At 71.8% G+C, this 13,266-nt stretch carries 10 protein-coding genes; 6 read left to right on the top strand and 4 right to left on the bottom strand.

What is annotated here, in order from left to right; all coding sequences use genetic code 11:
• Nucleotides 1-150: 150 nt before the first annotated feature.
• The 5 genes from ATJ97_RS18590 to larC all read left to right on the top strand — a co-directional run bounded on the left by ATJ97_RS18590 (nt 151) and on the right by larC (nt 6,251).
• Entirely contained in the window at nt 151-1,626 is a 1,476-nt protein-coding gene (locus ATJ97_RS18590; RefSeq protein WP_098485023.1) for a glutamate-cysteine ligase family protein, read from the top strand.
• 103 nt (nt 1,627-1,729) lie between these two features.
• The gene (locus tag ATJ97_RS18585) at nt 1,730-2,149 is read left to right on the top strand and encodes a hypothetical protein (RefSeq protein WP_098485022.1); all 420 of its coding nucleotides are present in this window, start codon (nt 1,730-1,732) and stop codon (nt 2,147-2,149) included.
• Between the two features lie 81 nt (nt 2,150-2,230).
• A complete protein-coding gene (locus ATJ97_RS18580; RefSeq protein ID WP_098485021.1) occupies nt 2,231-3,466 on the top strand; it encodes an amidohydrolase in 1,236 nt (411 codons plus the stop codon).
• An 80-nt stretch (nt 3,467-3,546) separates the two neighbouring features.
• Nucleotides 3,547-4,851, top strand: a complete 1,305-nt coding sequence (locus ATJ97_RS18575; protein ID WP_098485020.1) for a lactate racemase domain-containing protein — start codon at nt 3,547-3,549, stop codon at nt 4,849-4,851.
• Between the two features lie 50 nt (nt 4,852-4,901).
• Entirely contained in the window at nt 4,902-6,251 is a 1,350-nt protein-coding gene (gene larC, locus ATJ97_RS18570) for a nickel pincer cofactor biosynthesis protein LarC (RefSeq protein ID WP_098485019.1), read from the top strand.
• A gap of 7 nt (nt 6,252-6,258) precedes the next feature.
• Here the strand turns inward: larC and ATJ97_RS18565 are convergent, their stop codons facing one another.
• On the bottom strand, nt 6,259-6,783 hold the full coding sequence (locus tag ATJ97_RS18565; protein WP_211287286.1) for a recombinase family protein: 525 nt from the start codon (nt 6,781-6,783) through the stop codon (nt 6,259-6,261).
• A 785-nt stretch (nt 6,784-7,568) separates the two neighbouring features.
• A complete protein-coding gene (locus tag ATJ97_RS18560; protein WP_143427076.1) occupies nt 7,569-9,071 on the bottom strand; it encodes an ApeA N-terminal domain 1-containing protein in 1,503 nt (500 codons plus the stop codon).
• 478 nt (nt 9,072-9,549) lie between these two features.
• Here ATJ97_RS18560 and ATJ97_RS18555 point away from each other — a divergent pair, with 478 nt between their 5' ends.
• Complete coding sequence (locus tag ATJ97_RS18555; protein WP_098485017.1) at nt 9,550-10,620, top strand: glutathione S-transferase family protein; 1,071 nt, start codon at nt 9,550-9,552, stop codon at nt 10,618-10,620.
• Between the two features lie 105 nt (nt 10,621-10,725).
• Here ATJ97_RS18555 and ATJ97_RS18550 read toward each other — a convergent pair whose 3' ends face one another.
• Nucleotides 10,726-11,406 carry a LysE family transporter gene (locus ATJ97_RS18550; RefSeq protein WP_098485016.1) on the bottom strand — a complete coding sequence of 227 codons (681 nt, stop codon included), beginning with the start codon at nt 11,404-11,406 and terminating at the stop codon, nt 10,726-10,728.
• Nucleotides 11,406-13,238 carry a hypothetical protein gene (locus ATJ97_RS18545; protein WP_170037573.1) on the bottom strand — a complete coding sequence of 611 codons (1,833 nt, stop codon included), beginning with the start codon at nt 13,236-13,238 and terminating at the stop codon, nt 11,406-11,408. The genes ATJ97_RS18550 and ATJ97_RS18545 overlap by 1 nt, the downstream gene beginning before the upstream one ends.
• Between the last annotated feature and the right edge of the window lie 28 nt (nt 13,239-13,266).

Raw genomic sequence — 13,266 nt, 5'->3', positions numbered from 1 at the left:
CCCTCTCACGTGCCGACGGCGCCCGCGGCTTCCGCCCGGCGCGGACACCGTGGTGGCCCAGGCCACCCCGGCGTGCGTGCGCCCGCTGCCCCCAGCATGCTGGAGGCGCCCGCGACACGCCGGGGACGACGAGCAGGATCAGGAGGCCCGATGGGCAAGGACGTCAGTGCCAAGGCCTACACCCGTGCGGACCACACCCGGTACCGGCAGGCGGTCCAGCGCTGCCTCGACGCCCTCGAGGAGATGCTCGACCGGGGGTCCTTCGAGCAGGACGAGTGGCGCACCGGCCTGGAGATCGAGCTGAACCTCGTCGACGCGGACTTCATGCCGTCCATGAAGAACGCCGAGGTGCTCGAGCACATCGACGACTGGCGCTACCAGACCGAGCTCGGGCGGTTCAACATCGAGCTGAACGTCGAACCTCGACGCATCGACGGCCAGTCGCTGCTCCAGCTCGAGTCCGCCATGCGGAGGAACCTCAACCGTGCCCGGGACCGCGCGGGCGACCTCGGTGCCGGCATCGTCATGGTGGGGATCCTGCCCACCCTCCCCCGGCCCGAGCCCGGCCGGTCCTGGTTCTCCCCCAACGACCGGTACAAGATGCTCGACGAGGCGGTCCTCGCCTCCCGGCGGGAGGACGTCGTCATCGACATCCGCGGCGCCGAGCGCCTGCAGATGACCGCGGACACGATCGCCGTGGAGGCCGCCTGCACCTCCACCCAGTTCCACCTCCAGGTACGCCCGAACTCCTTCGCCCGGTACTGGAACGCCGCCCAGGTGCTGGCCGGGCCCCAGCTCGCGCTCGGCGCGAACTCACCCTACGTCTTCGGCCACCAGCTCCACGCCGAGTCGCGGATCGAGCTGTTCCTGCAGTCCACGGACACCCGGCCGCCCGAGCTGCGCAACCAGGGGGTGCGTCCGCTCGTGCCGTTCGGGGACCGGTGGATCAACTCGATCTTCGACCTGTTCGAGGAGAACGTGCGCTACTACCCGGCCCTGCTGCCGGAGACGTCCGACGAGGACCCCTTCGAGGTGCTCGCGGCCGGGGGCACCCCGCAGCTGTCGGAGCTGCGGCTGCACAACGGGACCATCTACCGCTGGAACCGCCCCATCTACGACGTCAGCGACGGCCGCCCCCACCTTCGGGTGGAGAACCGCGTCCTGCCCTCGGGCCCCACCGTCATCGACGTGCTGGCGAACGCGGCCTTCTTCTACGGCGCCTCGGTGGACATGGTGCTCGACGAGCGACCCATCTGGTCACGCATGAGCTTCGAGGCCGCCCGGGAGAACTTCAGCACCGCCGCCCGCCACGGCGCGGAGTCCCGGCTCTACTGGCCAGGCGTCGGCGCCGTGGACTGGGACGAGCTGGTGCTGCGGGCGCTGCTGCCCGCCGCGCAGCGTGGTCTTGAGCGGCTGGGGGTGGCGTCGGAAGCGGCGGACCGGTACCTGCAGGTGATCGAGGGCCGGGCGAAGCAGCGCACGAACGGCGCGAGCTGGCAGGTCGCCGCCACCCAGGCCTTCGAGGCGCGCGGGATGGACCGCCCGGCCGCGCTCCAGGCGATGCTCAAGGAGTACGTCCTGCTCATGCACAGCAACGAACCGGTGCACACGTGGCCGATCCCCTGAGCACGTCGCCTGCCTGAGCGGACCGTCCACAGGGTCGCCGCCCTGTCCCCAGCGGAGCGGCGACGGCGGACGCCGTTCCGGAGAGTGCCGGGACGCTCGGGCCATGAGCCATCACACCCATGCACGCCCGGTCACCCCGCTCAGGACGGACGAGGAGCTCGCCGAGGGCGTCTACCAGCTTCTCGGTCCCGCGCTGCGCCGGCAGGTCTGGCTCCTGTTCCTCGACGAGGAGTCGTACCTGCAGCCGCTGCTCATGCCCTGCGACGACCTGCCCGAGCCGATGACGCCCGCGAACTCCCTGACGTTCGGCCGGTTCGCCGGCGTCGCCGTGGAGCACAGCGGGGCGAGCAGCGTGGTCCTCGTCGTGGAGCGCCCGTCCGGGCCCCTGCTCACAGAGGCTGACCGCGGGCTGATGCGGGGCATGCACGACGGCTGCCTGGCTGCCGGGACTCCGGTCCGCGCCGTGCTGCTCAGCCACCGGCGCGGCGTGCGATGGGTGGCGCGTGACGACTACGGCTTCTGACCCTCCGGTCCGCTCCCCCCGCAGCGTCACGTCCACGCGCCCCGCCTCGTCCCGCTCGGCAGGATCCGGAAGGATGACGCCATGACCGACTCCAGCGCCGCCCAGGTCCGTCCCAGCCGCGGGAGCGTCGCCGTCGTCGGCGGGCGCGTCGTCCCGGTGGACGGCGAGCCTGTCGAGAACGGGACCGTGCTCGTCGTCGACGGCGTGATCGCCGCCGTCGGCACGGACGTCGCGGTGCCCGACGGCGTGAGGGTGGTCGACGCCACCGGCCGCTGGGTGCTGCCCGGCTTCGTCGAGGCGCACGCACACCTCGGCGTCACGGAGGAGGGCGTCGGCTGGGCCGGCGACGACGTCAACGAGATGACCGGGCCGAACATGGCCGCGGTGCGCGCCCTGGACGCCATCGACATCGAGGAGCAGGGCTTCCGCGACGCGCTCGTCGGCGGGGTGACCTCCGCCGTCGTCAAGCCCGGCTCGGGCAACCCGATCGGCGGGCAGACGGTGGCGATCAAGACCTGGGGCGGGCGCACCGTCGACGAGCAGGTCATCCGCGCCGCCGTGTCCGTGAAGTCCGCGCTCGGGGAGAACCCGAAGCGGGTGTACTCGGAGAAGAAGCAGACGCCGTCGACCCGGCTCGGGGTGGCCAAGGTGATCCGCGAGGCGTTCATCGCCGCGCAGGACTACGCCGCCGCGCGCGCCCACGCCACGGCCGAACGCAAGCCGCACCAGCGCGACCTCGCCCTGGAGACGCTGGTGCGCGTGCTCGACGGCGAGCTCGTCTGGGACCAGCACACCCACCGGCACGACGACATCGCCACCGCGATCCGCCTGGCCGAGGAGTTCGGCTACCGGCTCGTCGTCAACCACGGCACCGAGGGCGCCAAGATCGCCGACGTCCTGGCGGAGAAAGACATCCCCGTCATCTTCGGCCCGATGCTGACGAACCGGTCCAAGGTCGAGCTGCGCGAGCGGGCGATCGCCAACCTGGCGCGCCTCGCGGAGGCCGGCGTACGCGTCGCGATCACCACCGACCACCCCGTCGTGCCCATCAACTTTCTCGTCCACCAGGCGTCCCTCGCCGTCAAGGAGGGGCTCGACAGGGACGTCGCCGTCCGCGCGCTGACGCTCAACCCGGCCGCGATGCTCGGTCTGGACGACCGGGTCGGCGCGCTTCGTCCCGGCCTCGACGGCGACGTCGTCGTCTGGTCCGGCGACCCGCTGGACGTCTACTCCCGCGCCGAGCGCGTCTTCATCGACGGCACCGAGGTGTACTCGACGACCGGCGGGGTGGTCGAGCGGAGCACACGCTTCGTGTGACCGGGAAGCCGTTGCCACCGGTTGCCACGGCCGGGGCGTCGCAATTGCCGAGCGGGCGCCGCGTGGAGGAAGGTCTACCCATGACCTCGACGACGGTGGTACCCCCGGAGCTGGTGGAGAAGGCGAGCACGGTCGGCGACGCCGACGGCGTGCTGACGGACGAGCAGGTGCGCGAGCAGATCGTCGGTGCGCTCGGCCGCATGGACCTCGACGGGCGCAGCGTGGCGCTCGTCGTCCCCGACGGCACCCGGTCCGTCTCCATGCCGCTGCTCATGCGCTCCGTCCACGAGGCCCTGCACGGACGTGCCACGACGGTCACCGTGCTCATCGCCCTGGGCACCCACGCGGCCATGAGCGAGGAGGCCCTCGCGGCGCACCTGGGCTACGAGCCGGGCCGCCTCGAGGACACCTACCCGGGCTGGCGCGTGCTCAACCACGAGTGGTGGAAGCCCGAGACGTTCGCCGACCTCGGCACGATCCCCGCCGAGGAGGTCGCCCGGTACTCCGGCGGACGGCTCACCGACCGGCCGATGCACGTCGTCGTCAACAAGGCCGTCGTCGAGCACGACGTCTCCCTCGTCGTCGGCCCGGTCCTGCCGCACGAGGTGGTCGGCATGTCCGGCGGCAACAAGTACTTCTTCCCCGGGCTGTCCGGCCACGACGTCATCGACATGTCCCACTGGGTCGGGGCGCTCATCTCCTCCTTCGACATCATCGGCACCCGCGGGATCACGCCGGTGCGGGCCCTTATCAACGCGGCCGCCGCCCGCATCCCGGGCGAGAAGCTGTGCGTCGCCGTCGTCACGGAGGCCGGCACGGACCGACTGCACTCGGTCAGCGTGGGGACCACGGAGTCGGCCTGGGAGGCTGCCTCCGACATCGCGGCCGCCAGCCACATCACCTACCTGGACGAGCCCGTCAGGACGGTGGTCTCCGTCCTGCCCACCATGTACGACGACATCTGGACCGGGGCCAAGGGCTTCTACAAGCTCGAGCCGGTGGTGGCCGACGGCGGCGAGGTGATCATCTACGCCCCGCACATCACCCAGGTCTCGGCCATGCACCCCGGACTCCTGAAGATCGGTTACCACAACCGCGACTACTTCGTGAAGCAGTGGGAGAAGTTCAAGGACCACCCGTGGGGCGAGCTGGCGCACTCCACGCACCTGCGCGGGCAGGGCACCTACGACGCCGAGACCGGCGAGGAGAGGAACCGGGTCACCATCACGCTCGCCACCTCGATCCCGCGCGAGCAGGTGGAGGCCGTGAACCTGCGGTGGATGGACCCGGCCGACGTCGACCTCGACGCCCTCGAGGCGGACCCGGAGGTCATGGTCGTGCAGAACGCCGGCGAGGTGCTCTTCCGGCTGCGGGAGAGGTCCTGAACGCCGGGCGACCGGTCTGGCTGGACGTCAGCGCGGGCGTCGCCGGGGACATGCTCCTCGGCGCGCTCGTCGACGCCGGCGCGGACCTGGGCGCTCTTCAGGCGGCCGTCGACGCCGTGGTGCCGGGCTCGGTGCGGCTCACGCGCGCCGAGGTCGTGCGGGCGGGGCAGCGGGCCACCAAGGTCGACGTCGAGCCGCTCGTCGACGACCCGCCGCACCGGCGCTGGACGACCATCCGCGGCATGCTCGAGCAGGCCGAGCTCGCCGAGGAGACCAGGCGCCATGCGCTGGCGACCTTTGCGCGGCTGGCCGAGGCGGAGGGGCACGTCCACGGCACCAGCGCCGAGGACGTGCACTTCCACGAGGTCGGCGCGCTCGACTCGATCGCCGACGTCGTCGGCGTGTGCGAGGGACTCCGGCTCCTGGGTGCCGGCACCGTCACGGCCACCGCGATCGCGCTCGGCGAGGGGCGGATCCGCGCGGCGCACGGCGACATCCCGGTCCCCGTCCCGGCGGTGGCGCAGCTAGCCGTGGGCTGGCCCGTGGTCTCCGGGGCGGCCTCGGCGCCCGCGCACGACCACGACCATGCCCACGACCACGACGGCGGTCACACGCACCATCACGACGACGACGGCGGCGGGCACCACCACGAGCACGGTCCCGCCGACCACCACCAACCGCAGGCGCAGGTGGGGGCCGTCCGCCCGGTCGGTGAGCTCGCCACGCCGACCGGCGTCGCCCTGGTACGGGCCCTGGCCTCCGCCGCCGGCCCGATGCCTGCGATGACCCTCGCCGCGGTCGGCGTCGGTGCGGGCACCAAGGATCTTCCGGGGCGGCCCAACGTCGTGCGGGTCCTCGTCGGCGAGGAGGCGAGCGGCCTTCTCACGGACCCGGACGCGGACGCCGCGGGCGCGGTCGTTCCCGGCACCCCGGCCGAGGTCGTGCAGCTGGAGGCCAACGTCGATGATCTCGACCCGCGGCTGTGGCCCGGCGTGCTCGCCCGGGTGCTCGAGGCCGGGGCCCTCGACGCCTGGCTCTCCCCCATCCTGATGAAGAAGGGACGGCCCGCGCACACGCTCCACGCCCTGTGCCCGCCTGGGGCCGCCGCCGAAGCCGTCAGCGCGGCGATCCTCGACCACACCACCACGCTGGGCGTGCGCCAGCACGCCCCTCTGCACCGCCGGGTCCTCGAACGCACCTGGCGGGCCGTGGACGTGGACGGCCAGCCGGTGCGCATCAAGGTCGCCCACGACGGCGTGGCCGTCCGCCAGGCCACCCCCGAGTTCGACGACGTCGCCGCGGCGGCCGACGCGCTCGGTCTGCCCGAGCGCGTCGTGCTGGACCGGGCTCGCCGGGCCGCGCTGGAGGCCCGCCTCGAGCCTGGCGCGCCGGCGCCGTGAGTGGGTGTCAGCGCATCGCTGTCTCCTCAGAGTCGGCGCTGGTCTCGACGCGTTGCCGTTCGATCGCGCGGTAGACGGTCGAACGACCGACACCGAACAGCTCGGCGATCTCGGCGGTGCGGTGGGCCACCTTCATCCCTTCGCGGGTGCGCAGCCGGATCAGGTCGGACTCGAACTCCGCAACCATGGCAAGCACGTTGAACAGCAGTCGGCCAACCGCGTGGGTGGGGTCGTAGTCCGACCCGCCCAGACTCAGGCTGATCCGACGGGTGGTGAGTTCGTCGGCGATCGCTCGGGCGTCAGGAAGTGACCTGGCAAGGCGATCGAGCTTGGTGACCACCAAGGTGTCGCCCGCCCGACAGGCGGCGAGCGCCTCGCGCAATCCAGGTCGCTCACGATTGGCGCCGGTCAGACCGTGATCGACGTAGATCCGGTCAGCACCGACGCCGAGACCGAGGAGAGCATCGCGTTGAGCTGTCAGGTCCTGTCCATCGGTGGAGCATCGGGCGTATCCGACAAGCAGCGCGCTCACGGCGCACCTCCAAAAGCTAGGCCCGCCCGGCTACGGAACGCGGCCACGACGAGCATCGGGCAGCGCCCGACTCCACCAGCAGGCCGCTTCCCGCTCTCGGCTGCAAGGGCAGCCTGCCCCGTAACGGGATCCCCAGACGGGGCAAGCGCACGGATCCCGGCAGATGCGGATGGCCGCAGCGCACGCTGTGTGCGGCAGCTCATCGGCACGACCGCGCGGCCACCGGCGGAGTCCCGCCGCTCGCTGCTAGCCTTGGTGCGTCCCTCCGGCTCTGCGGACCTTGGAATGCGGGTGAGCCGGGTGCATGAAGCACACCGCCGTTGTGTCGTTCGTCGATGAGCGAGGCGCCACTCCAACCAGTCATCTTCGTTGGAGGCGCCATGTGCACCAAGATCCCTTACGCGAACCGCTGGCTCGCGCGACGAGCCATGCTCTACCTTCGTTTGTCAGGTCGTGCAGTCAGGTCCATCCATCCGTGTTTTTCCGACCACCCCGGCGCATGGCACGTCACTAGCAAGAGAACCCACGGTTGGTAAGCCCGCTCTGCCTAACCGCCGCGCCGCCTCAATTTCGGATTAGGACCTCTCCGCGTCATTTCCGGATGTTGGCCGTAGTGCACGACCGCCTCCTCCTGGCCTTGGGCGCTCTTGGCCGCAGCCCCGCCAATCGGCCCGCACGGACCTCGCCAGCGCCTCGGGCCGGGCATGACGCAGTCTCAATGCGCCGTCCACCACGCTCTGAGTAGAAAGGACCGGGCCGACCGGTGAAGGATCTGGCCGGCCAGCTCACTCTAAGGAGCCGTCCAAGGGCGGCGCGGAAGTGGTGCTGTCGGCGACGCGTGCGTCCCGCGCTGACTCTCTCGTGGCCTTCCAGTGCTGCCAGTGATCGGAGTGGTGGGCCACGACCTCCAGGGCGTCGAAGAGTTGCGAGTTGCGGTGTCCGGCAACGCTGCGCCCGTCGCTGCGAAGGAGCTCGCCGGGCTTCGATGAGCGCCTGTTGTCATAGCCGGCCTCTCGGAGCAGGGCCAGCCGCAGCACTGCGGTGGCGGACTCCTCTGCCAGCAAGACGAACTTGGTGTCATCGCCCAGGCGTCCATCCATCGCGAAACCGTGGGCGAGGCTGTTGCGCAAGCCGGCCGTGAGGTCGGCCCACACCGGGACATCACCGAGCAGCCATGTCGCCGAGTCTGCTCCGATGGTCTCCGCGAGCTGCTCGAGCTTCTTGTTGAGAGGGAAACGGCGCATCTGCAGCGTCAACTTGACGGAGTCACGGAAGTCGCGGTTGAGGCCGAACTCCTTGAGCTGCTCGAGCAGCTCGGTGTCCTTGGTTGACGGGGCTGCGTCAGCCCACATGTGCGATGCCAGCGCCTCAAGCCCGTTGCACGCGTCGATGAGCTTGCTCTGCAGGAACTGTCGGTCATCCCGCGGAGCGGCCGCCCCGATCGCCACCGGCACCAGCTCGCACAGTGCCAACCAGCGTGGGATGAAGGCGGAGAAGTCGATGTCTGCCGTGTCGAAGAACGGGTCTGCCAAGCCGGAATTCCATCGACGGCCGATTGGGCGGCGAGCGTCCATGACGTGCACCATGCTGCCGGTCATGGTGACCAAGTCCATGTCGAAGTGGTCCATGGGGGTCCCCGTGACGATGGCATGCAGGTTGGTCAGGGCGAGGGTCACCCGCTCGATCACCTCCACGTGGACACCAGCAGGGGCTGTCAGGGAGTACTGGGCGTAGTACTTCAGAGACTTCTGTTCGCGCCCTGACCGCTGTGTATAGGTGGGTCCCAGCACCAGCTTCATACCTGACCCGATGTCGGCGGTCAGCTGCGTGCCGAGCTCGCCGGGCTGCGGTCGTGTCCAATCGGCTGCCCCGGCGTGCAGCTCGCTCGTCATGTTGCTGTTCAGCCGAGTGGGCCCGAGCCAGTGCCACAGACCGGGAAGCTGGAAGGTCGCGGATCTGTAGCCCTCTTGGCTCACGACATGCCCGCCGTGAACCAACTGCCAGCCCTCCCAGACCGTCTCCTTGACGGACGCGTCCAGCATCCCCGAAGGCCCGCCACGCAGGCTTGCCCGCATCAGCGTGAACAGTCCGGCCGGGGTCTCGCCGTGAAGCGCCACATACTGGACCAAGCCGGGTGCAGACGGCGGCCCTTCCAACTCTCCGTATAGCGTCAGCCGCCACGGCGAAACGTCAGGGGACGTCTGCACGTCTAGGTAACCGGGGATGCGCTGCTCGGGCGTGCCGGCCACCCACCACATTCCGATGGTCGGTTCGAATGCGCGTACCACAGGCCTCCGTTCCGCCATCTCCTGGGTTTGGTCCCGACCGCCATCCAAACATGGCGCCCGTCGACTCGCTGCTACCTCTGGCTGTCGTCCCGGATGCCGTGGCCAGATGGGCATCCGGTCACCGGCCCTGTCACCTAGAAGCGGGATGGCGGAAGCAGCCCCTCGGCAAGGCGTTCCAGGACGCCGCGCTCTGCGGCAGATCCGGACGTCCCGCAAGACGAACCCCTTGCGAAGATTGTGCAGGTCGTCCCACGCCTCCCACGTTGGAGTGACCGCAAGACCCGTCCGCGAGAGTGCCCGGTGATGGCGGGTCTTGCGGACACACCTGTGGTCAGGGGCCGCGAGTTCCGGTGCGCCACAGCCATACGCTGCTCGAGGAGGCAGCAGTTCGGGCGGCCATTTCGCCAGCTGCGCTCTTGGGCTCGCCACCTGACGGCCACCCGAGTGCGACAGTGCCTGCGGACGTAGGGTCGGAAGCATGGACGAGCAGCAGACCACCGCCACGGAGGAGCACCCCGAGCACAGCGAGGGCGGGCGCTACACCACGAAGGGCAAGGAGTACACCCGGGACACCCGGTACATCGAGACCCGCATCACCGCCGACGGACGGGACGGCTACCCCGTCGAGGCCGGCCGCTACCGGCTGGTCGCGGCACGCGCGTGCCCGTGGGCGAATCGCACGATCATCGTGCGCCGCCTCCTCGGCCTCGAGGACGCCCTCTCCCTCGGCCTGCCGGGGCCCACGCACGACGCCCGCTCGTGGACCTTCGACCTCGACCCGGACGGCAGGGACCCCGTCCTCGGCATCCACCGGCTGCAGGAGGCGTATTTCGCCCGCGTGCCGGACTACCCGCGCGGCATCACGGTCCCGGCGATCGTCGACGTGCCGACCGGTGCCGTGGTCACCAACGACTTCGCCCAGATCACCCTCGACCTCGAGACCGAGTGGACGGCGTACCACCGCGAGGGTGCGCCCGACCTGTACCCGGAGCACCTGCGCGACGAGATCGACCGGGTGAACCGCAAGGTCTTCACCGAGGTCAACAACGGCGTCTACCGGTGCGGCTTCGCCGGGTCCCAGGAGGCCTACGAGAAGGCGTACGACAGGCTCTTCGCCGCCCTGGACTGGCTCGAGGAGCGCCTGACGGACCAGCGCTACCTCGTCGGCGACACCATCACCGAGGCGGACGTGCGTCTGTTCACCACGCTCGTGCGCTTCGACGCCGTCTACCACGGCCACTTCAAGTGCAACCGCAACAAGCTCAGCGAGATGCCGGCCCTGTGGGCCTACGCCCGTGACCTGTTCCAGACGCCGGGGTTCGGCGACACGGTGGACTTCCAGCAGATCAAGGACCACTACTACATCGTCCACACGGACATCAACCCCACCCAGATCGTGCCGAAGGGCCCGGACCTCTCCGGCTGGCTGTCGCCGCACGGGCGTGAGTCGCTCGGTGGGCGTCCGTTCGGGGACGGCACTCCCCCGGGCCCGGTCCGCCCCGGCGAGGAGGTCGACCCCGCCCACACCGCGGCGGCCATGCGCGGCTGACGGCGGTCCCGGCGACCGGCGGTCCCGGCGACCGGCGGTCCCGGCCACCGGCGGTCCCGGCAACCGGCGGTCCCGGCTGCCGGCGGTCCCGGCTGCCGGCGGCTCTCAGCCGCCGAGCGCGGACCGCACCGCGAGCAGCACGACGACGGACCCGCCCACCAGCGCCGTCCACCGTCGTCCGCGGGGCCCGGTCAGCGCGCGCCCGAGCCGTGCCCCGGCGCCCGCGAGGAGCAGCTGCCAGCTGGCCGACGCGGCGAACGCGCCGACAACGAAGGCCGCGCGTTGCGCCGGGGTCTCCAGGACCCCGACGCCCCGGCCGGCGACGAGCGCCGTGAAGTAGACGACGGTGGCGGGGTTGACCAGCGTGAGCCCGAAGACGGTGAGGAAGGCGCGCGCGGGACGTCGTCCCGCGCGCCCGTCGGCGGTCCCCGCCTCGCTCGCGTCCGCCGTCCCGGCGGGCCCGGTCGGCACCGTCGGCTCCGCCGTCGTCGTCGACGACGGACGCAGCGCCGGACGCAGCAAGAAGATCCCGAGCACCAGGAGGACCGTCGCAGCCGCCCACCGCAGCGGCTCCTGTGCGGCCCCGAGCACCGGGGCGAGCACCGTTCCGGCCGCCACCGCCACGGCCGCGTACAGCCCGTCGACGGCGGCGGCACCGAGCCCCCCGGCCGCGGCGGTCCGCCACCCCTCGCGCGCGCCCAGCGTGACCAGGTAGGCGGCGATCGCCCCGACCGGGACGGCGATGCCGTAGCCGGCCACAACCCCCGCCAGGAGCGCGTCGGTCACTACTGGTAGCTGACGAAGGCGGGTCGGGGCTCGACCTGCATGGTCTGCACCGGGGTGAGCATGGGGACGTCCTCGTCGTAGAAGTTCTTCCAGCCCCAGTGCGCCACGTCCGGCGCGTTGGCGCGCAGCGTGCGCCAGGTGGTCCGCTTGTCGCCCTGGGCGCCCTGCCCGTCCGCGTGGATGAGGACGGCCAGCTCGGAGCGGGACTGGTCCACCTCGTTGACGCCGGGGATCATCCTGACCTGGAACTGGTGGAGCACCAGCATCTTCTGCGGGAGGTTGTTGGCCCGGGTCAGGTCCGCGAGCCAGGTGACCACCTCGTTGACCTCCGCGACGTCCACCTGGCCGATCTGGCGCAGGTGGACCTGGTCGGGCCGCAGCCGCCACTCCGGGTCCAGCGCGAGGCCGACGTTCGGCAGCTTCAGCAGCTCCTCGTACCGCTTCGCCTGGGTGAGGAAGTCCGTGCGCCCCGGCTGGAGGTCGAGCACCACGTACTGGCCGTGCTCGTGCGCGGCCTCGACGAGGGGTCGTAGCTGGTCGACGGTCCGCTCCGCCGAGTAGTCGCCGTCCTCCCCCGGGCCGGCCGACGCCACGGTCGCGATGATCTCGAGCGCAGGGACGACCTCGTCGTCGGTCAGCGCGCGGTACGGCTCGGCGTGCTCCGCGGCCCGTGCGACGGTCGCCGGGACGTCCTGCTCCCCCAGCACCCCCAGCGCGCCTGAGCCCGGCGTGCCGTACAGCGCCACGTACGTCTTGCCGGGCAGCACCAGCTGGCCGCCGCCGGGCAGCTCGGTACCGGTCGCGGCCGTCGCGGTGCGCCAGGCAAGGGTGCCGGCGTCGCCGAAGGCGGGCCCGAGCCCGACGACCACCTCCGGCGAGTTCGCCGCGGTATCGCTCACCGTCTGCGAGGTGGCCCGCGGGTCGCCGGCGGGGACCACCTGGACGGCGGCGCCCGCGGTGCGGGCGTTGGCCACGGCCGCCGCCTGTGCCGGTTCGCCGGTGGTCATGACGACGACGCCCTCGGCGACGGCGTCCGGACGGTCGGTCGCCGGCAGGTCGGTGCCGGCTGGGCCGGAGTCCGCCCCGGTGTCGGTGCCGGCCTCGGTAGCGGTGCCGGCCTCGGTGGCGGCGTCGGTGCCCGTCCCCGTACCGCCGGCCGACGGTTCCGCAGTCCCGCGGTCCGGTGCCGCCTCCGGCGTCAGCAGAGCCGGGACGTCGGGGTCCATGGCCGCGAGGACGGCCACCTCCTCCCCCGCCGGCACCGGCTGTGCGACCAGGTCGGCCCCGACCAGCTCGGAGAGCGCGGCCTCGTCGGCCGGAGCGGGGACGACGTCGACCTCCTCCGTGCCGTCGAGGTCGACGGCGCCGACCGTGAGCGCCGTCTGCGCACCCAGCCGCGCCAGCTCCTCGGCGGTCGGGTCGACGGCCCCGCCGTCACCGGCCGGAGCGTCCGCGCCCGAGGCGCCACCCGTCGGCGCGTCGCCCGACGGCGCGTCGCCCTCGGCCGCCGGCCCGGGCTCGTCGATCAGGACCGGCGCACCGAGCGTGAGCCCGAGCGAGGCTGCCTGCAGCGCCGTCTCGGGCGTGCCGACCACAGCGAGCGGTGCGGCCGAGAAGAACGTGCGCGACGCCTCGACGGACAGAGCGGCCTCCCCCTCGGCCGTCAGCACCGCCGTCTCCGCGGGTGCCACCGGCTCGCTGACCACGGGCCCGGCGGAGGTCGCCTCCGCCGTCGTCGCCGGTGCTGCGCCGTCGGCGGTGTCGTTCGAGCAGGCGGTAAGGGTGAGGGCTACGGCCAACGGCACGGCGAGCAGCGGGATGCGACGCGTCACGCGGTCTCCAGGGTCTGGGGGCACAGGC

Origin of the sequence: Georgenia soli (assembly GCF_002563695.1) — a bacterium.
Lineage (GTDB): Bacteria > Actinomycetota > Actinomycetes > Actinomycetales > Actinomycetaceae > Georgenia > Georgenia soli.
The sequence above is the reverse complement of the archived record's forward strand: the minus strand, read 5'-3'. Positions and strand labels throughout refer to the sequence as shown.

Bases quoted from the DNA above. Each gene is read 5' to 3' on its own strand.
- ATJ97_RS18590 (WP_098485023.1), top strand. From the start codon at position 151: ATGGGCAAGGACGTCAGTGCCAAGGCCTACACCCGTGCGGACCACACC.
- ATJ97_RS18585 (WP_098485022.1), top strand. From the start codon at position 1,730: ATGAGCCATCACACCCATGCACGCCCGGTCACCCCGCTCAGGACGGAC.
- ATJ97_RS18580 (WP_098485021.1), top strand. From the start codon at position 2,231: ATGACCGACTCCAGCGCCGCCCAGGTCCGTCCCAGCCGCGGGAGCGTC.
- ATJ97_RS18575 (WP_098485020.1), top strand. From the start codon at position 3,547: ATGACCTCGACGACGGTGGTACCCCCGGAGCTGGTGGAGAAGGCGAGC.
- larC (WP_098485019.1), top strand. From the start codon at position 4,902: ATGCTCCTCGGCGCGCTCGTCGACGCCGGCGCGGACCTGGGCGCTCTT.
- ATJ97_RS18555 (WP_098485017.1), top strand. From the start codon at position 9,550: ATGGACGAGCAGCAGACCACCGCCACGGAGGAGCACCCCGAGCACAGC.